General features: G+C 65.7%; 17 protein-coding genes. 11 read left to right on the forward strand and 6 right to left on the reverse strand.

All coding sequences use genetic code 11. The features are described 5' to 3' along the window. Positions 1-159 precede the first annotated feature (159 nt). The 4 genes from D892_RS0126560 to D892_RS0126575 all read right to left on the reverse strand — a co-directional run bounded on the left by D892_RS0126560 (position 160) and on the right by D892_RS0126575 (position 5,907). Complete coding sequence (locus D892_RS0126560; RefSeq protein ID WP_024804144.1) at positions 160-1,749, reverse strand: NAD(P)/FAD-dependent oxidoreductase; 1,590 nt, start codon at positions 1,747-1,749, stop codon at positions 160-162. Between the two features lie 53 nt (positions 1,750-1,802). Next, positions 1,803-3,533 carry a CocE/NonD family hydrolase gene (locus tag D892_RS0126565; RefSeq protein WP_024804145.1) on the reverse strand — a complete coding sequence of 577 codons (1,731 nt, stop codon included), beginning with the start codon at positions 3,531-3,533 and terminating at the stop codon, positions 1,803-1,805. 34 nt (positions 3,534-3,567) lie between these two features. Continuing rightward, a complete protein-coding gene (locus tag D892_RS0126570; RefSeq protein ID WP_024804146.1) occupies positions 3,568-4,386 on the reverse strand; it encodes a mycofactocin-coupled SDR family oxidoreductase in 819 nt (272 codons plus the stop codon). A 474-nt stretch (positions 4,387-4,860) separates the two neighbouring features. Next, positions 4,861-5,907 carry an AraC family transcriptional regulator gene (locus tag D892_RS0126575; protein ID WP_024804147.1) on the reverse strand — a complete coding sequence of 349 codons (1,047 nt, stop codon included), beginning with the start codon at positions 5,905-5,907 and terminating at the stop codon, positions 4,861-4,863. A 343-nt stretch (positions 5,908-6,250) separates the two neighbouring features. Here D892_RS0126575 and D892_RS0126580 point away from each other — a divergent pair, with 343 nt between their 5' ends. The 10 genes from D892_RS0126580 (at position 6,251) to D892_RS0126625 (ending at position 16,393) form a co-directional block, all read left to right on the forward strand. Beyond that, entirely contained in the window at positions 6,251-7,501 is a 1,251-nt protein-coding gene (locus tag D892_RS0126580; protein ID WP_156959692.1) for an LLM class flavin-dependent oxidoreductase, read from the forward strand. A gap of 42 nt (positions 7,502-7,543) precedes the next feature. Continuing rightward, positions 7,544-8,059 carry a cupin domain-containing protein gene (locus D892_RS44005; protein WP_024804149.1) on the forward strand — a complete coding sequence of 172 codons (516 nt, stop codon included), beginning with the start codon at positions 7,544-7,546 and terminating at the stop codon, positions 8,057-8,059. A gap of 46 nt (positions 8,060-8,105) precedes the next feature. Further along, positions 8,106-9,056: an oxaloacetate decarboxylase gene (locus D892_RS44010; RefSeq protein ID WP_084161232.1), complete on the forward strand. Its 951-nt coding sequence runs from the start codon at positions 8,106-8,108 to the stop codon at positions 9,054-9,056. Between the two features lie 65 nt (positions 9,057-9,121). Beyond that, positions 9,122-10,063, forward strand: coding sequence for an SDR family NAD(P)-dependent oxidoreductase (locus D892_RS42195; protein WP_024804151.1), 942 nt, complete (start codon positions 9,122-9,124; stop codon positions 10,061-10,063). Positions 10,064-10,094: 31 nt separating this feature from the next. Beyond that, complete coding sequence (locus tag D892_RS0126600; RefSeq protein WP_024804152.1) at positions 10,095-10,619, forward strand: flavin reductase family protein; 525 nt, start codon at positions 10,095-10,097, stop codon at positions 10,617-10,619. 60 nt (positions 10,620-10,679) lie between these two features. Further along, complete coding sequence (locus tag D892_RS0126605) at positions 10,680-12,041, forward strand: bifunctional 3,4-dihydroxy-2-butanone-4-phosphate synthase/GTP cyclohydrolase II (protein WP_024804153.1); 1,362 nt, start codon at positions 10,680-10,682, stop codon at positions 12,039-12,041. A 182-nt stretch (positions 12,042-12,223) separates the two neighbouring features. Beyond that, positions 12,224-13,033 carry an enoyl-CoA hydratase-related protein gene (locus D892_RS0126610; protein WP_051499179.1) on the forward strand — a complete coding sequence of 270 codons (810 nt, stop codon included), beginning with the start codon at positions 12,224-12,226 and terminating at the stop codon, positions 13,031-13,033. Then, the gene (locus D892_RS0126615) at positions 13,030-14,667 is read left to right on the forward strand and encodes a long-chain-fatty-acid--CoA ligase (RefSeq protein WP_051499180.1); all 1,638 of its coding nucleotides are present in this window, start codon (positions 13,030-13,032) and stop codon (positions 14,665-14,667) included. The genes D892_RS0126610 and D892_RS0126615 overlap by 4 nt, the downstream gene beginning before the upstream one ends. Next, positions 14,565-15,521, forward strand: coding sequence for an enoyl-CoA hydratase/isomerase family protein (locus tag D892_RS0126620; protein WP_156959693.1), 957 nt, complete (start codon positions 14,565-14,567; stop codon positions 15,519-15,521). Before D892_RS0126615 ends, D892_RS0126620 begins: the two co-directional genes overlap by 103 nt. Positions 15,522-15,604: 83 nt before the next feature. Next, positions 15,605-16,393 (forward strand): SDR family NAD(P)-dependent oxidoreductase, encoded by a 789-nt coding sequence (locus D892_RS0126625; RefSeq protein WP_024804157.1) that lies wholly within the window; start codon positions 15,605-15,607, stop codon positions 16,391-16,393. Between the two features lie 240 nt (positions 16,394-16,633). On the opposite strand, the gene D892_RS0126635 is transcribed toward D892_RS0126625, so the two are convergent. Together D892_RS0126635 and D892_RS0126645 are read right to left on the reverse strand one after the other, a co-directional pair. Next, complete coding sequence (locus D892_RS0126635) at positions 16,634-17,395, reverse strand: SDR family NAD(P)-dependent oxidoreductase (protein ID WP_232236175.1); 762 nt, start codon at positions 17,393-17,395, stop codon at positions 16,634-16,636. Positions 17,396-17,740: 345 nt separating this feature from the next. Continuing rightward, on the reverse strand, positions 17,741-18,370 hold the full coding sequence (locus tag D892_RS0126645) for a TetR/AcrR family transcriptional regulator (RefSeq protein WP_024804159.1): 630 nt from the start codon (positions 18,368-18,370) through the stop codon (positions 17,741-17,743). A 173-nt stretch (positions 18,371-18,543) separates the two neighbouring features. On the opposite strand from D892_RS0126645, the gene D892_RS0126650 reads away from it, so the two are divergent. Further along, the gene (locus tag D892_RS0126650) at positions 18,544-19,344 is read left to right on the forward strand and encodes an enoyl-CoA hydratase/isomerase family protein (protein WP_024804160.1); all 801 of its coding nucleotides are present in this window, start codon (positions 18,544-18,546) and stop codon (positions 19,342-19,344) included. The last annotated feature ends 285 nt before the right edge of the window (positions 19,345-19,629 follow it).

The raw sequence follows: 19,629 nt of genomic DNA on the forward strand, positions 1-19,629 counted from the left end.
CGCCAAGATTTCATGGTTCTCATACGTCCTTTCCGGGATCGGCGGACGAACGGATCGCCCCGCCGGAGAGCGCTCGAAGTGATCGATCCGAGGACTTGTCGAGCAAGTGTTCAGCTACCGGATGCCTCGTTACGTTATACCCCGGTGTCCGTTCGAGGCTCAGGAGAGGGCGAACCCGGCGAAGTCGTCGGCAGCGACTTTCTCGCATTCGGCGACGTATCGATCGAGTCCCGCTACATACGGCATGAAAACCCTGGTGCCGTCGCGGTTCACGTGCACCATGTAGTTCTCGACGTTGAGCCGGAGCAGGGTGGAGGCGGCGTCGGCGACATGGGCGGTCCACTCGTCCTGGGCCTTTTCCTCGGGTTCGACTCGGGTGTGGCCCCGCTCGCCCATGTGGCGCAGCAGGTCGGCGACGAAGTCGACGTGCTGGACATTGTCCAGAATCATGTTGGCCAGCACCGAGGGGCTTCCGGGGCCGGTCAGCAGGAACAGATTCGGGAACCCCCGCGTCATCAGCCCGAGGAGGGTTCGTGGCCCGCGGTTCCACCGGTCGGTCGGTTGCTCCCCGAATTCGTTGCGAATGTTCGCCTCGTCGAGGGCGCCGGTGAATGCGTTGAATCCCAGCGCGAACACGATCAGATCGAACTCGAGATCGTGGTCGCGAGTTCGTATGCCGTTCGCGGTGATTCGCTCTATGGGATCGGCGTTGATATCGATCAGATGCACATTGCTCTGATTGAACGCCTCGTAGTAGCCGGTGTCCACGCACAGGCGCCGCGTGCCGATGGGATAGGCATGCGGCGTGAGGATGTCGGCCGTTGCCGGGTCCCGCACGGTGTCGCGCACGTGCTGCCGGACGAAGTCGGCCACGATGGTGTTCGCGTGGATATCGGTGCCCTGGTCGGTGAAGACCGCGTTCATCGTGTGCCCGCCGCGGGCCCAGCGCTCCCGTAGCAGCGCCTGCTGCTCGTCCGGCGAGTAGGCGCCTGCCGGGCCGGCGCCGAGCGGTATGTCCGAGCCGGTCGGATGGTGCAGGATCTCCTCTCGCATCTCGCCGACCCGGCCGGCGAGATCCGAGTACTTCTGCTGATCGAGCGGACCGTTGTGCGCGGGCACCGAGTAGTGCGCGGTGCGTTGGAAGACGGTGACGTTGTCGGCGTCCCGCGCCAGCGCCGGCACCGCCTGGACGCCGGAGGAGCCGGTTCCGATGACGGCGATGCGTTTACCCGCCGTCTCCACGTGGTCGGTCGGCCAATGGGAGGTCTGGACCCAGCGACCGCGGTAATCCTCGAGTCCGGGAAAGGCCGGCGTGCGAGCCTTCGAGAGCTGTCCGGACGCCATGATCAGATAGCGTCCCGTGACCGACTCGCCGCTGCTGGTGCGCACGCGATAGCGGTGCGCGTCCGGCTCCCACTGTGCACCGGTGACCCATGTCGAGAAGCGGATGTGCGGGCGGATTCCCCAGGTATCGGCGGCGAAGTTCAGATAGGCCAGGATCTCGGGTTGCGCCGGATAGCGTTCCTTCCAGGACCAGCGTGGATACAGCTCCTCGTCCGGAAAGCAATAGAAGTAGCTTTCGATGTCGACGCGCGCTCCCGGATAGCGGTTGTGATACCAGACGCCGCCCACTTCGGGCGCACCCTCGAATGCGATGACCCGAAACCCCTCCTGGGTCAGCTTGTGCACAGCGTAGATACCGCCCGCACCGGCACCGACCACCACGGCGTCATAATCCACCGAATTCATAACCGCACCTTTCTCAGGTCGAAATTCATCATTACTCGCAGGCTCGACCGGACTTACGCCGATCGCCGGACGACCGGAAGCACGAGCCGCGACGGCCGGGTGCTGTCGTGCCACACCGTGTTGGTGGCGACCACCAGGTCGGCGGGGCCGGCGTCGGCGACCGGAACGGCGGCGTTGGGATTGCGGTCGAACTTCGGGAAGTTGCTGCTGGACACGTCCAGCCGCAGGCGGTGCCCGGCGGCGAACACGTACGCGGTGGCGACGAGGTCGACTTCGATCTCGTAGACAGCGCCCGGCTCCAGGAATTCCGGACCCGTCGTAGACGTCCGATAGCGGCATCGCAGGATGCCGTCGCACACGAGTTCGGCCCGGCCGTCCGGGGAGACGTCCACCAGCGTCGCCGTGAAGTCGGTGTCGACCGCGCTCGACGAGACGTGCAGTCTCGCGCGGACCGGGCCGGTCACCTCCAGCGACCGGTCGAGCGGCTCGCTGGTGTAGCACAGCACATCCGGACGGGCCTCGGTCCGCGTCTGATCCCGCGGTCCCGCGTTGGCTCCGATGAACAGGCCCGGCAAGAACGTCGCGCCGCCGCAGGTGACGACCGGGTCGGCCGGGTCGTAGGCGAAGGAGTCGGAGACCGTCGCCGATCCGGTCGAGGTGGACAGCGTGCCGTCACCACCGCTGGTTCGCGCATCGGTTGCGCTGCCGAGGAAGTAGTCGACGTACTCGGTGTCCGGCAGGGGCCAATCCGGCTCGTCGCGCCAGACATCGGGCCCCATGACGAAGATCCGCACCGGGCTCGACGGCGTCGCCGCGGGCGCGCCCGTCATGTGTTCCTCGAACCAGGTGAGTTGCATGCCGGTGATGTCCGCCCCGTCGAACCCGGCCCGCATCCCGAAGGCGCGCTCCGGGAACACCCCGCTGGTCGCGCCGTGCGCCCACGGACCGATGATCAGTCGCTGGCGCCGCGCGTCCGGTCCTGCCGTGCGAGTCCGCAGGGCGAGATAGTTGTCGATCGTGCCGCCCAGGAACAGGTCGTGCCATCCGCCGATGTTGAGTACCGGGATATCCGGGACGGCCGGGCCACGGGCCGAAAGACGCTCCCAGTAGTCGTCGCGCTCCGGATGATCCAGCCACTCCGCGAGGTACGGCGCGATCGTGGTCAGCGTGGGGTGCTCGCGCGCCGGCAGCGTGCGGAACACTTCCTCCATGTTGTCGAGCATTCGCCGCAGGTCGGTGACGTGCCCTTCCTCGGCAGCGGCGTTGCGCAACAGCTCACCGGGGCCGAGCGCCGACGTGACCCACTGCAAGGCGAATCCCAGGCGGAACGCGCCGCCCTGGTACAGCCAGTTGTCGTAGTAGTCCCTGCTGGTGACGGCCGCCGATATGGTGGTGAGGGCAGGCGGTCGCTCGGCGGCGGCCAGCCACTGTGTGGCGCCGGTATAGGAGCTGCCGAACATCCCGACCGACCCCGTGGACCACGCCTGGCCGGCGGCCCACGCGATGGTGTCCGCGCCGTCGGTCCGCTCGTCGGCGAATGGACGAAAGGTTCCGCCGCTCTGGTACCGGCCCCGCGTGTCCTGGACGACGACCGCGAAACCCTCGCGCGCCGCGCGCAGCACATCGACCCAGCCGCTGATCATCCCGTAGCTCTCCTTGTTGTACGGGATGCGTTCGAGCAGCGTGGGAAAGGGTCCGCCGGTGGCCGGACGGTAGACATCGGTGGCGAGTTCGACGCCGTCGCGCATCGCCACCCGGAGATTCTTCTCGATGACCACGTCCATGGCGCGGGCGCGCTCCTTTCCTTTCGGCTGGTTCTCAAAACGCCGTGACGCCGCCGTCGACGGCCATCGAGAGTGCCGACGTCCAGGTCGATTCGTCGGAGAGCAGATATACGACGGCGTGCGAGATCTCGGTGGGATCCATCATGTTGTCCGGGTGGAAGTGGGCGTAGGTGCCCAGCAGTGCCTCGTTGCCGGCGGCGATCTCGCCGAATGCGGGGGCGATGTGCCGGGACATCTCCGTATCGACCGGCCCCGGGTGCACCGTGTTGACCCGGATGCGGTGTTTGCCGAGTTCGGCGGCGAGGGTTTTCCCGATCCCGTTCACGGCGTACTTCGACGCGGTATAGGCGAGATTGAACGGACCGCCCTTGAGTCCGTTGCCCGACGAAATGAGGACGATCGACCCGCCCGCACCGGCGTCGACAAGGACCGGCGCGGTGGCCCGCACCGTATTCCACACTCCGATGAGATTGACGTCGATGACGTCCCGGAATTCCTGCTCGCTGAACTTGTCCCAGGGCTTGAAGATTTCGATGCCGGCGTTGGCGACGACACCGTCGAGCCGACCGAGCTCGGCTACTCCGGCGCGCACGACCTCGTCGAGCCGCGCGACGTCCCGCACGTCGGCCTGTTCTGCGACGATTCGCCTACCGCGTGCCTCGACGAGGCGCACCGTCTCCTCGAGGTCCGCCGCCGTGGCGCCGTCGTACTGGACGACCGTGGGGATCGACGCACAGATGTCGATCGCGATGATGTCCGCGCCCTCCTCCGCGAGGCGGACCGCATGGGCGCGGCCCTGACCGCGTGCGGCGCCGGTGATGAAGACGACCTTGCCGTCCATGCGTCCAGCCATTGCTGAAACTCCGATCTCGGGTAGAAGAAGGGCGTTTACCGCGCCCTGACTGGTAGTGGTGCCCGGCCTGGAGCCGCTGCACGGGACGTTCGAGTGTCCGGAGCACATCGAGCCGCCGAACACGGGCGTCCAGCGATGTGATGGCCACCATACTGACACATATCGTCCAAATTGTGAAGGGTAGGCATCGGACGCCGAGTCGGCGCATGTCAGCACCGCACCGGCACCGCCGAGAGGGTGATATCGGCGTGCCACGCCGACGCCAACGCCTCCCACAGGGCTCGCTTCAGCCAGGCCGCTTCGTGCCAGTCGGTTCGGCGAGGCCGGAGGGCGGTGCCGAGGGTCTCGACGAAGCGGCGGCGATCGACGCCGAACGCGACGAGCAGTTCGCCGGAGTCGGCGCCGCCGAAAGGCGCCCAGCGGATGACACGTATCGTCCGAACAGGGAAGGGTGCGTTTCCGGCAGGGTGTGAGCTACTCCTCGGAGCTGCTGTTGTTCCTGTAGTGCGACGCCTCCCGGTACGCGGTCGGAGGCATCCCCCGCCACCGCTTGAAGGCGATCGTGAAGCTGGCCGCGTCCTTGTAGCCCAGCGTGCGGGATATCCGCGATACCGAGTGATCGGTATTCGAGAGCATATCGGAGGCGAGATCGCCCAGGATCTCGTCTCGCAGCCGGGCGAAGTCGTGACCGGTCAGTTCGAGCTTGCGCTGCAGGGTGCGTGGGGAGACCTGTAGCGCGGCGGCCACATTCGCCAGTTTGCGGTTGAGCGCGGGCGCGGCCCTGATGGCTCTGGCGACGGTGTCGGGCCAGTCGTCGGTCGCCCGGAACGACTCGAGAACCTCGGTATCCGCCTTGACCCAGGCCGCATGCTGGAAGGCGTTACCGAAGGGAAGCTCTTCCGACGATATCGCCGGGTCCCACCACAGCCGCAGCACGTCGGAGCCGCAGTCGACCTGGCAGGAGACATACGTCAAGACGTCGGGCGAGATCTCCGGCAGTGGGAACTCGATACGAGTGAAGGGGAACGGGCCGCCGTACAGCCACGCGAACGACCGGGTGGTGACATAGACCTCGCGGTAGGCGCTGAACGGGAGCAACTCCTCCGGAGCCTCGGGGTAGGTGTACTCGATCCCCGTCACCGTGTCGTCCGAGGTCCGCAGTGGTGTGATGTCGAGGAGCCCGGGGGCGTAATCCGCTGCGCTGACGACTTCCACCCAGGCCGCGATGGTCGGCGCGGTGGCGAGGGCCATTCCGCGTGCGCCGACGGTGGCCGTGGTGTAGGCGCGCGCGGCGCGCACCCACAGGTCGGCACGCTCTCTTGTCAGCTCGACGAACCGGAGTTGGAAGGCCAACTCCTTCTTCGCGGGAATAGTGCCCCCCGGGCGGTTCACCGCGTCGGGGTCGATGTCCGCCTCGGCGAGTGCCGTTCGCCAGTCGAGATTCGCCTCCTCGAGGAGCCGGCACAGCGCATGGACGCTGAAGTTCGCGACGCGCAGGTTCTGATACGAGTTGAACTTCATCGCGGCCTCCTTCGCGCGCCGTGTTCGACCGGCTGGCGGGAGGCGGTCCCACGACGCATCTCTCTCCTCTTCGTTGAGGTGACCGGGCCGCCGCTGAGGAGCGCCGCGGCGGCTGGAGTACCGGTAGGCATCAGAAGTCCCGCCAGTAGCTTTGCATCCTGCGCCATTACGCGGCAATAGGAGGCACTTGACGCACTTTCCGGCCTTGTTGGCGTCGAATGCCATGCCGGTCCGGTGCCGACGGCTCCTAACCTGAGCCGTAGCGAATGTGAGCAAGGACACCGGCGCCTCGGCGGCGAGGAAGATCCGTCAATGCGGCTCGCGCAATCCGTCATAACTCGAGGTGCTGTGGGCGCCTGAAACCACGAGAATCTGGAGAAGAAGTTCAATGAGTGTCCCCGAAATGACCCGAAGCGACGCTGCGCGGGAATTTGTCGCCGATCACACCGTCGAACGCGATCGACGACCCATGGTCGACGGACCGAACAAATTCAAATTCGCGATTTTCGGGGCGAACGTTTCTACCGGTCAGGGCGGCCTGACGCTCGCCGAGAACACGATCGCGCTCGGCAATTGGGACGAGGTTCGGGGCCTTGCCGAAAAGGCGGACAGGTACGGCGTCGAGGGGTTCATCCCGATCGCGCGATGGCAGGGGCTTTCCGGTCCCGATCGGCCGTGGGGCAGGCAGCACGAGACGTTCACCTGGGCGGCGGGTCTGGCAGCGACGACGCGGAACATCCAGATCTTCGCCACCTGCCACGTCCCGTTCGTGCACCCGCTCATGGCGGCGAAGATGAGCGCCACGGTCGATCACATCAGTGGCGGTCGGATGGGCCTGAACGCTGTCGCCGGCTACCACCAGCCGGAGTACAGGATGTTCGGTCTCGAACTCCCCGAGCACGACAAGCGCTACGAGATGGCCGAAGAATGGATGACGATCGTCGAGCGACTCTGGTCCGATGAGGGCGATGAATTCGAGTTCGACTTCGACGGCGAGTTCTTCGAGCTGGCGGGCGCGCAGGCCTACCCCAAGCCCGTTCAATCGCCCGGGCCCATGGTGATGAGTGCGGGCGCGAGCCCGGCGGGTCAGAAATTCGCGTTCGAACACGCCAACATCCTGTTCATCATGGTCGCCGACGTGGACAGCAGCACAGCGGTCACGCAGAAAGTTCGAGCGAGTGCCGACGAGGCGGGGCGGCCGGATCTCGGGCTGTGGGCGGGCGTCCATATCGTGTGCAAGGACACCGAGAAAGAGGCGCAGGACTACGTGAAGTACGTCGTCGACGAAAAGGGCGACTGGGAGAGCGCCGTTCGCTATCAGCAGATCCTCGCCTCGGGTGATGCCCGCAGCATGCGCTGGGAGGACTACAAGCGGGACAAGGACTTCAAGAAGGACGAATCCGTCCGCACCTTCATGCGGGCCGGGCTCGTTCCACTGGTGGGTACGCCGGAGATGATCGTCGAGGGGCTCCAGAAGCTGTCCGACGCCGGTATAGCGGGTGTCTGCACCGGGCTGGTCGACTACGACGAGGGGCTGGATCGCTTGAACGAGCAGATTTTCCCGCTGATGCGCAGCGCCGGGCTCCGCGCCTGACCACGGACGACCCGAAGATCCTTTACAAGGGAGTGAAGGTAGATGAATTTTCCGGATCCGAAAGAATTCCGCCTGGTCGTTGCGGGAACCACCGACTCGGGCGAAGCCGACTTCCTGGAGGTCGGCGGTCCGGCGCTGATCAATATGCCGGGCATCGCCGACGGGGCCTTTTACTGGGCCGTAGCGGACGGGCACAGTAAAGAGAACATCGGCGGGCCTCCCAGCCGCGTTCAATTGGCCGGGCCGAATGGTTCGACGTTCGGTGTGAGCAGTTTCCCGGCGCGCTCGGCCGGAAACGAGCTGGATCCCGAGCAACTCGATCCGAGTATGTCCGGTACCGGCGATGACGGCGACCCCAACATGCACGCGAGCGACACGATCGATTACGAGGTCGTGATCTCGGGGAAGGTGGATCTCGAACTCCCCGGTGGCAAGGTGCGAACTCTCGGACCCGGCGACCTGCTCGTCCTGGCCGGCGTGCCCCACGCCTGGAAGAACCCGTACGACGAGGATTGTGTCTACATCGTCGTGACGATCGGCTACAACGACGGGCACTAGCCGCCGCAACAATTCACACAGGACCATCCGGATAAAAGGAGAAATCATGGGTCCGAGTTCGCCCGGTGCGGCGCTACGCGAAATATTCGAGCGGCCCGAAACAGTTGTCATGCCGTTCGGCTCGCTACCGATCCACGCTCAGATGGCCCAGCACGCGGAATTCGAGGCGTTCGAGCTTTCGGGCGGTATGTCGGCGTGGTGGGCCGAGGGTGCTTCCGATGTCGGCTGGCTGACCTTGACCGAGGTGGTGGCGCACGCGAGGCGCGTGGCGCGAAGTGTCGACATCCCCGTGTATTGCGACGCCGATACGGGGTTCGGTGCCCCGATCAACGTCCAGCGCACGGTCGCGGAGTTCATCGATGCCGGCGTGGCCGGTATCCATATCGAGGATCAGCGGGAGCCCAAGAAGTCCGGCGGGACGACCGGAATCGAACTGGTATCGGACGCGGAAGCGATCGGACGGCTGAACGCGGCGGTCGACGCGCGTGACCGCCTGGACGCCGACTTCGTCATCGTCGCGCGCACCGACGGATTCGGTGCTGCCGGCGGCAGTGTCGACGAGGCGATTCGGCGGGCACGGCTCTACCGTGCCGAGACGGGCGTCGATGCCATCTTCTTCGAGGGTTTCCAGACGTGGCAGCAGGCCGAACTGGCGCTGCGAGAAACGCCCGGGCCGAGCTACGTGATGGGTGCGGATCTCATCGGTCGGCGGCCGCTCGCCGAGCTGACCGCGGTGGGGCAGGCGATCGAGGCAGTGCCGTTCGTGCTGCCCGGCGTTCATGAGGTGTGGCGCTTGCTCCTGGACATCAAGGAAGCGGGCGACGCTACTCCGTTCGCGGCCTATGTGGAGAAGATGAACGAAGCGAAGGGCACCGCTTACGACTTCGGCTGGGGCGCTCGCCTCGGGCGGCCGTCGGCGGAGTATGTGCGAGGCACGGAGGAAAAGTACCTTCCGGCCGAGGCGCAACGCGATTATGTCAATACCCCCAATGCCTAGCGCCGCGTGTCGCATGTACTCGAACGGCCGAGCAGATTATCCACAGATCGAAAAAGGTATATGAAATGACAGGGCAGAGTGAACTCGACTTCGGCGGACGAGTGGCAATCGTCACCGGGGCCGGGCAGGGAATGGGCCGTGAGCACGCCGTCATGCTCGCATCCCGGGGCGCGAGAGTCGTGGTCAACGACATTGCCGCAGCTCGCGCCGAGGAGACGGTGAAACGGATTACCGGAGCCGGTGGGACGGCGGTACCCGACAGCCACAATATCGTCACCGAGTCGGCGGATCTGGTGCAGACGGCGATCGAGAATTTCGAGCGCCTGGACATCGTGGTCAACAACGCCGGGATCAACGCTTACGGCCGCTTCTGGGAGATGGACAGTGACCTGTGGTGGCGCGTCTTCGATACCAGCTTCCGGGGTGTTGTCGAGGTCGCGCGCCACGCCATGCCGCATCTCATCGAGTCCGGTAGCGGACGCCTGATCAATATCTCTTCGAACGGTTTGATGGGCCTGCCCAACGACACGTCCTACGGCGCTGCCAAAGCCGCGATCTGGGGCCTCGGAAATTCCCTCGTGGCCGAGGCTCGCGAGGTCGGTGTCCAAGTCACCACGCTGCTGCCGGTCGCCTGGACGCCTATGACGGAAGATGCCTTCGGCAACAGCGATTCGGTCGTTCGAAAGCTCATGCGCGAACAGTTTCCGGCCGATGCCGTCGCGGCTTTCGTCACGTGGCTCGCCCACCAGGACACGACTGTTCATGGTGAAGCCTTCGAGGTGGGTGGCGTAGCGGCCGCCCGGACCGTGATCACCGCTATGCCGCGGCTCAAGGTCGCCGAACCCACCCCCGAAGCCTGGGCGGACAACGCTGCGAACCTCATGCGGGACGGAGATCTCACTCCGCTGTTCGACGCGAGCGAGTCGCTCCGTGCACAGATGGTCTTCCTCGCGCCGGAGATGGCGAAGGAAATCCCGGCGGACGCGGCGGATGTTTCCGGCAATTAGGTAGCCGGCCGGGCGATAAGGAAGAGAACTGATGACTCGGACCAAGGTGCGTATTTTCGACGGCGATCCGGCGGTCGCGCGAAACGCGTTCGCACAATTCCCCTCGGGTGTGGCGGTGCTCGCGGTCGACATCGACGGCAGGAAGCACGCGCTCGTCGCCTCGTCGTTCATGGTCGGAGTGTCGCTCGATCCGTGTCTCGGCGCGGTCGCGGTGCAGAAGTCGTCCGAGACGTGGGGCCTGCTCGAGGACGCCCGCTCGATCGGCGTATCGATCCTGGGCAAGGGACAGAGCGACCTGACCCGCAAGCTCGCGAGTAAGGACCGCGCGGCACGTTTCGAGCAGGTCGCCGTCGAGATCGGTGCGCAGGGCGCCGTCTTCCTCGAGGACGCGGCGCTGTGGCTGGAGTGCTCGATCCACGAGGTGTCCGAGGCGGGCGACCACTGGCTGGCCCTGCTCGAGGTGAACAAGCTCGGACTCGGCGAGAACGAGCCGCTCATTTGGCACGGCGCGAAATTCCGCGAGCTGGTCGATGCCCGGTCGGTCGACGTCGAGTAGGCGACACACCGCCGCCGTCCGTCCGGTCAGGGCGCGGAACGAGAGTTGGGAGTACAGATCGTGACAAGGCTCGACGGAATCGAGCGCGCGGTTGCCGATATCGCCGCCGGCAAGCCCGTGGTGGTGGTCGATGACGAGGACCGCGAGAACGAGGGCGATCTGATCTTCGCCGCGGAGAAGGCGACGCCCGAACTCGTGGCCTTCATGGTGCGCTACACGTCCGGATATCTGTGCGTCCCGCTTGCCGGCGAGGACTGTGATCGCCTCGGCCTGCCGCCGATGTTCGCCATCAACCAGGACAAACACGGTACGGCGTACACGGTGACGGTCGATGCGCGGGAAGGCATCGGCACCGGCATCTCCGCGGCCGACCGGGCGGCGACCATGCGGCTGCTCGCCGACTCCACCACCGGCGCCGCCGACTTCACCCGGCCCGGCCACGTGGTACCACTTCGCGCGAAAGACGGCGGCGTGCTGCGCCGCCCCGGTCACACGGAGGCCGCCGTCGATCTCGCCCGGATGGCAGGGCTCCGTCCGGCGGGCGTCATCTGCGAGATCGTCAGCCAGAAGGACGCGGGCGCGATGGCACGGACCGGTGAGCTTCGGGTCTTCGCCGATGAGCACGGCCTCGCCCTGATCTCGATCGCCGACCTCATCGCGTGGCGGCGCAAGCACGAGAAGCATGTTGTCCGCGTCGCCGACGCGCGCATTCCGACCATCCACGGCACGTTCCGGGCAGTCGGTTACCGGAGCATCTACGACGAGGTCGAGCACGTCGCGTTCGTGTGCGGAGACATCGCCGGACCGGACGGCGACGGCAGCGACGTTCTCGTCCGCGTGCACTCCGAATGCCTCACCGGTGACGTGTTCGGATCGCTGCGCTGCGACTGCGGGCCCCAGCTCGACGCCGCCCTCGAGATGATCGCGCGGGAGGGTCGCGGAGTCGTGCTGTACATGCGCGGCCACGAAGGCCGCGGCGTCGGCCTACTGCACAAGCTGCAGGCCTACCAGCTGCAGGACGCCGGAGCGGACACTGTCGACGCCAACCTCCAGCTCGGGTTGCCCGCCGACTCCCGCGACTACGGCACCGGGGCGCAGATCCTCGCCGACCTGGGAATCTCGACGATGCGGCTGCTGACGAACAACCCCGCCAAGCGTGTCGGGCTCGACAGCTACGGGCTCCATGTCACCGAGCGCGTGCCGATGCCGCTGCGTGTCAACGCCGAGAACCTCACCTACCTGCGGACCAAACGCGACCGTATGGGCCACGACTTCATCGGCCTCGACGCCTATGAATCCGCACACCCGGACCCCGCACCGTTCTCGGGTTGTCGACCATCGATCGAGCCCGTAGGCCGGGTGAGTCAACCGGACAGGCGAGGCCCGAACGTGCTGAGCAAGACTAGTCGGGCCTACGGCTGACACCAACTGCCACAACGGATTACAGGAGAACAGCCTGGTGGTTCGGGCCGGTGGTGCAGCTGCGTTCCTAATTTGGACAAAATATGTCAGTATGATCGGAGTCACGTCCGGGTGGGTGGTCGGTGTGGTGTCCGGCTCCCGGCGTGGTTCTTCGCGTTGTCGTTTCGAAGGAGTTGCTGATTATGGATGAACGGTATGAGCGGTATCGGACGATGAAGTTCGAGCTGTCGGACAGTGGTGTGCTGACGGTGACGTTTTTGCGTGCCGAGAAGTTGAATGCGATCGATGCCGAATTTCATCGTGAGCTGTCGACGGTGTTTGCCGATATCGGTATGGATCGCCGGGTGCGGGCGGTGGTCCTGACCGGTTCGGGGCGGGCCTTCTGTGCCGGCGGTGATCTGGAATGGATCGCGGGGGAGACTCCGGTGACGAGGGAGACCACGTTTTTCGAGGCCCGGAAGATCGTCGATGATCTGCTGAATGTTCCGCAGCCGGTGGTGGCGGCGGTCAACGGTGCCGCGGCCGGTTATGGGTTCACGATGGCGTTGATGAGTGATTTCAGCATCGTCGCCGAGGATGCGCGATTGTCGGATCCGCATGTGGTGATCGGACTCGTCGCGGGCGACGGCGGGGCGATGATGTGGCCGATTCTCGTCGGTATGGCGCGCGCCAAACGGTATCTGCTGACCGGGGATCCGGTGGAGGGCCGGGTGGCCGCGGAGTGGGGTCTGGTCACCGAGGCGTGTCCGGTGGGTGATGTTGTTCCGCGGGCGAAGGAGTGGGCCGAGCGGATGGCGGCGTCGCCGCCTGCTGCGGTGCAGGGGACGAAGAAGGCGCTCAACGGTGTGCTGCACCTGTTGTCGGGTGTGACGCTGGATCTCGGGTTTCAGGCCGAGCGGTTTTCCGCGGTGTCCGAGGATCACCAGCATCTGGTCGGGGCGGCGCTCGAGGCCCGTGCTCGTCGTCGTGCGCAGACCGCGGTCCGACAGTGAAACCACTCGAGCCGGCATCCGTGCCGGGCCTCATGATGGACGTGGACCTGAACATCGCGCTGTTGCTGCGGAGGATGCGTGCCATCCACCACGGGTCGCGGGTGTTCTCCAGGTCGGCGAGCCGTCCCGGCGGGCCCTCGCGGCAGACGACCTTCGGTGCGGTCCTGGATCGTTCGGAGCGCCTCGCCGCGGCGTTGGCGCGGTTGGGCGTGCAGCCGGGGGACCGGGTCGGCAGTCTGGCGTGGAACACCCAGGAGCATCTCGAGATCTACTACGCGGTCATGGGCATGGGTGCGGTGCTGCACACGGCCAACCCGAGGTTGCACGAGGACCAGCTGGCATACACGATCGACCACGCGCGGGACACCGTGCTGATCGTGGAGCCGGGGTTCCGATCCCGGATCGAAGGTCTGCGGCATCGGCTGCCGCACCTCCGGCAGGTGGTCGTCATCGGGGCTGCCGACCAGGACCTCGCTCCCGGCGAGATCGGTTTCGAGGATTTGATCGCGCAGGTGCGCGAGCCGATGGCGCCGGTCGACGTCGACGAGCGGGCCGCGGCGGCCCTCTGCTACACCTCCGGTACGACCGGGAACCCGAAGGGGGTCCTGTACTCCCATCGGTCGATCGTCCTGCACGCATTGTCCATGGCCGGTCACGACGTCTTCCGGATCAGCGAGCGGGACACCGTCCTCGGGCTGGTTCCGCTGTTCCATGCTTTGGGGTGGGGGTTGCCCTTCGTCTGCGGCCTCACGGGCGCCGACATGGTCCTGCCCGGACCGAACCTGGCGCCGGAGGCGGTGGCCGAGCTGATCTCCGAGCACCGCGTCACCTGGGCGGGCGGCGTACCCACCGTCTGGATGGACCTGCTGCGAGTGATCCATGAGCGGGCATCGGGCAGCTCCCCGGTCGACTCGTCGAGTCTGCAGACCATCGTCGGCGGAGGGACCGCGGTGCCGGAGGCACTCATGCGCGCCTACGCCGCCCTCGGGATCGACTTCGTCCAGGGCTGGGGCATGACCGAGGTCTTCCCCGGAGCCACCATGGTCACGCCGTCGGCCATGGCCGATACCGACGACGGGTGGCGGGCGCGCACGTCGGCCGGCCGCATCTCGCCCCTCTACGAGATGCGTGCCGTCGCCGCCGACGGCGCGGAGCTGTTCAGAGACGGAAACACCGTGGGCGAGTTGGAGATTCGCGGTCCCATGGTGGCCGGCGCCTATCTCGACTCCGATGTCGGTGCGGACAGGTTCCACGACGGCTGGCTGCGCACCGGGGACGTCGGGACCATCGATGCGAACGGGTGGGTGCGGATCACCGACCGGCTCAAGGACGCGATCAAGTCCGGTGGCGAGTGGATCAGCTCCCTGGACCTGGAGTCGGCGCTGATGGCCCATCCATCGGTGCGTGAGGCGGCCGTCGTCGGCCGCCCGGACGAGCGCTGGGGCGAGCGACCGGCCGCCTTCGTCGTGACCGACGGAACGGTCGAAACGGACGAGCTACGCGACCACCTGACGGGACGCGTGGCGAAGTGGTGGATCCCGGACGATTTCCGTCTCGTCGAGAGCATTCCGCGGAACAGCACCGGAAAGTTCGACAAGAAGACCTTGAGAGAGGCGCTCGAGAATCCGGCCTGACGCCCCACGCTGCCGCCGGAGCCTCGGGAAATTTTTTTACCCCTGTAACCTCGAAGGAGATGGTTTACATGACCGTACTGGACGACTACCGCGAGAAGTACCGGCACCTGAAGTTCGGCCGCGACGAGAACGGAATTCTCGAGATCCGGCTACATTCCGATGACGACTCGCTTCAGCTGCTGGTCCCGCAGCATCGCGAATTGACGCGTGCATTCCGTGACATAGCACTCGATCGCGAAAACCGGGTCGTGCTCATCACCGGAACCGGAGCGGAATTCATCGGTCCGCAACCGACCGCCGACAGTGGCCAGATCATGACGGTGATCCCCGACTATTCGGCGGAATATTCGGTGTGGGAGCAGGATGCGTGGACGGATCATCGCGAGTTGGTCAACGCCCTGCTGGATATTCAGGTACCGGTGATCGCGGCGGTGAACGGTCCCGCTCGACGGCATTGCGAGATCCCGCTTTTCTCCGACATCATCATCGCTTCCGACACGGCGTCGTTCGAGGACTCGGGACACTTCGCGTTCGAGGATATGGCACCGGGCGACGGTTCCCACATCTGGACGACCGCACTGCTCGGAATCAACCGCGCGCGTTCCTACATGCTCACCGGTGAGATCATCACCGCCGAGGAGGCGCTTCGCTGGGGCCTCGTCAAAGAGGTACTTCCTCCCGAACAGGTGCTCGAGCGCGCTCGGGAGATCGCACGTGGAATTGCCGAAAAATCGGATACGACGCTGCGTTTCACCCGTGCGCTCATGATTCAGCCCCTCAAGAAGCAGGTGCTCGAGCTGCTGGGGCTCGGGCTTGCCTACGAGGCTTTCGGCGCACTCGGTAAGCGCGCCTGACATCAGCGCGTGCTCGTGGCGTCGGCTGTTCCGGTCGAATCAGAAAACTTATCACCCCTGGGGGATTCAGGACATATGCTCGCATGAACGATTTCGCAGCAACGGCATCGAAAATAAGCGACCCGCTGTTCGATGTCGCCGATAAAGTAGCGATCGTCACCGGCGCAAGCTCCGGTCTCGGTCGACAGTTCGCCACGGCTCTGGCCCGGCGTGGTGCCTACGTTGTGGCCGTGGCACGGCGGGCCGATCCGCTCTTCGCGCTGGTCGAGCAATACCCGGAACACATCCTCGCCGTCTCGGCGGATGTCACGGAGGACGACCGGATCCGCGACGTCATCGACCGCACCGTAGAATGGCGCGGCACGATCGACATCGTCGTCAACAACGCCGGTATCACCTCGATTCAGCCGGCCGAGGACGAGGACGCGGAAACGTTCGGCAAAGTACTGGACGTGAACCTGGTCGCGCTCTATCGCCTGTGCCACCTCGCCGGACGTCGCATGCTGGAACAGGGAGAGGGAACGATCATCAACATCGCCTCGATCAACGGCCTGGTGGCCAGCTGGTCGATTCCCCAGGCGGGCTACTGCGCCAGCAAAGGCGCGGTGATCAGCTTGACTCGCGAACTCGCCGCGCAGTGGGCCGACCGCGGTATCCGGGTCAATGCCCTGGCGCCGGGATACTTTCGCAGCGAGCTGACCGAAGAGCTGTTCACCAGTAGTGCCGGTGAGCGCCGGTTCCGCCGTATGCCGATGCGGCGCGGGGGACGGGAGGACGAACTCAACGGTGCCCTGGTGTTCCTCGCCAGCAACGCGTCGTCGTATATGACGGGGCAAACGCTCGTCATCGATGGCGGTTGGACAGCTGTATGACGGGCAGACCGGGGCACCTTGTCGTCGATTCGGATAATGCAAGGAATCGGACATGGGTAGGGCAGGTCAGGCCGGGACCTGCCCTACCTGCCCCGGTTCGAATGTCGTGACAAGCCCCCTCTCGGAGATCAGCCACACGGAGTCGACCTTCGCGTACTCGTCTTCGTAGAGGACGTTGAACCGCAACCGAGGACCGCCGACCCGACTGATCGGATAGTGGCGAGTACGGCATGCTGCGGATCAATCGACCATGGTCAGGCCACCGCTCACGCTGAGTACCTGACCGGTGATGTAGCCGGCCTGGTCGGAGACGAGGAAGGTGACCGCGGTGGCGATCTCTTCGGTCCGGCCGACTCGTTTGAGGGGGATGGTCGACAGCAGCGTGGACTTGATGCGGTCGGATGTGTCGTGGGCCCACAGCGGCGTGTCGGTGGCGCCGGGGGACACGCAGTTCGCGGTGATACCGCGCTTGGCCCACTCTCGGGCCAGTGATTTGGTGAAGGCGATGACTGCGCCCTTGGTGGCGGCGTAGACGGCCTGCCCGCCGCTACCGACCCGGCCGGCGTCGCTGGCGATGTTGACGATTCGGCCGGCGCCACGTTCGATCATGCCCGCGCCGATTTCGTGGCAGACGAACATCGTCGACATGAGATTGACATCGACGAGGTTGCGGATCTGCTCGACGCCGAGTGAGACGAACGGGTCATCGCCCGCCCATCCCACGTTGTTCACCACGATATCGATAGGACCGAGGTCGGCGGTGACGCTGCGCGCCAATGCCGACACCGCCTCCGGTGAGGTGACGTCGCAGGTGAATGCGCGGGCGTGCAGGCCCCGCTCCGACAGGTCCCGTGCCACGGCGTCCGCGCGGTCGCCCCTCAGGTCGCAGACGGCGACGTGCGCGCCCGACTGCGCCAGCTGCGTGGCGATGGCGGCTCCGATGCCCTGACCCGATCCGGTCACCAGCGCGACCTTCCCCTCGAGGGACACCTGCATGTTCATACCTCCGTGCTTGTCGAGTGAGGTCCCACCGGGCAAGTCCGGCGCGCCGCGGGCTGGATCATCCTAATATGGACATTAGCCGTCAGTATTATGGTTGTCACGTTCTTCTGCAAATACGCGACGTGAAATCACGTCATCTGCCCGCGAAGCGGTGACGCTTGCGGCAGCGAAGCGGGGGTGTGCTCACGACGAAATCGTCACCGCTGCTGGGTTATTCGAACTCGATCCACGACAACGGGTACACCGGGAGCCGCACCGGCGTGAACGCTGCGATACGGAAATCCTTGCGATACAGGATATCCTTCTGTCCCCTGCTGCGGCCGGCGCATCTACCGGCCGTCGAGGTCACGATGCGGGGGAGTCCTGCGCGGAAGGATTGCGGTAGCCCACGCCGCGTAGCACCGTGTCCACGAGTTCCGTCACATAGCTCTCGGTGTGGGCGACCTCGGCCAACCCCGGTGGCGTGCTCCGAACGTGGGTCGTGATGGCGCCTGCGACGAGATCGGCGATGAGGGTGGGCTTGACGCTGTGGTCCAGCTCGCCACGCTCGATCGCTCGCCGGACGAGGGCCCGGGTCGAACGAATGTAGTCCGGATAGTCGTGCTCGCCGATGACCGCGGCCAGCTCCTCGTTGGACTGCCTGTCCATCGAAAGGCGGGTGACCATGGAGCCTTCGACGCTCCGGACGAACGCCATCCACTGCCTGGCGAACTCCCGGAGATCCAGCTCGAGGTTGCCCAGGTTGATGTTTCCCACCGAGGGGGCGGCCGAGCGAACGGCGTCGACCAGCAGTGCCGCCTTGTTGGGCCAGCGCAGGTACAGCGACCCCTTGCCGACACCGGCGCGCCGGGCCACCTCGTCCACGGTGAAACCGCTCCACCCGCGATCGCCGTACACCGTCCTGGCTGCGTCCAGGACCCGCTCGTCGAGATCAGGTTCTCGTGGCCGTCCGACCGTGCGTGACGATGACGTCATAGCTTGCACCATACCGCGATTCGCGGTGCGGGCGAAGCCGTCCGTCCGGCTCAGCGCGATGGTCCCGCCACTCGCGGTATATTTCTGATAAGTTTCGTCCAAAATTGACCGAGGTCTGCTTCCGGTCGGCCGGTCGAACTCACGCGCAATCCACCCCTTCGAGAGGAAGTCCGATGGCGAATCCGAACGATCCGACGTCCGCCCCGCTGGAGAGCAGGCTGGTCGACGGGGTCCTCACCCTCACCATGAACAGGCCCGCGGTGAAGAATGCGCTGGATGCCGGCCAGTGGCGCCGCCTGGCCGTCGCGCTCGGCGACGCAGCGCACGACACCAGCGTGCGCGCGGTGGTTCTGACGGGCGCCAACGGGGTGTTTTCGTCCGGGGGTGAGTTGGGTGCCGACGGTCCCGCGCATCCGTTGGACCGTATGCGGATCATCTCGGCGACGGCGGTGGCCCTGCACGACTTCCCGAAGCCGACGATCGCGAAGGTGCCGGGCCCGGCGATCGGCGGCGGCTGGAACCTCGCATTGTGCTGTGACCTCGTCGTCTGCTCGAGCAACGCCACGTTCGCACAGATCTTCCCGCGGCGGGGGCTGTCCATCGATGTCGGCGGGTCGTGGCTGCTGCCCCGTCTGATCGGGATGCAGAAGGCGAAGCTGCTGACGATGACGGGCGATGTCCTGACTGCGGCGGAGGTCGAACGGTTGGGGCTGGTCACCCGGGTCGTCGAACCCGGCGACCTCGATTCCGTCGTCGAATCGCTCGCCGGGCGCCTGGCCGCCGGTCCGCCGGTCGCCATGTCCTTGACGAAGTCTCTCCTGCACCATGCGGCCGGCACGGACTTCTCGGGCAGCCTCGAGGCCGAGGCGATGGCTCAAGCGGTGAACTTCGCCGGCGAGGACATCGAGAGCGGGCTGCGGGCCTTCAAGGCCAAGACGACGCCGACCTTCACGGGGCGCTGGCGCTTCGAGTAGGTCGCTCCGGGCTGCTCGTCGATCCGTTGCGGCCCGGACTCTCGACCGCTTCCTGTTTTGGACTAAATATGTCAGTATAGCGACGGCGCGCCGCTGCCCGACCGTGCCCGGTGTTCGATCCCTCCAGGGCGCGGCCCTCGTGAGTGACGTTCGGTGGTGGGGGACGGAGGGTCCGGCGTGACATTTGATCTTGATGTGGCCGTTGTTGGTGACGCCTTCGAAGGAGTTGTTGGCTATGTGTGAGCGGTATCGGACGATGAAGCTCGATGTGCTGGGTAGTGATGT

Origin of the sequence: Nocardia sp. BMG51109 (genome assembly GCF_000526215.1) — a bacterium.
GTDB lineage: Bacteria > Actinomycetota > Actinomycetes > Mycobacteriales > Mycobacteriaceae > Nocardia.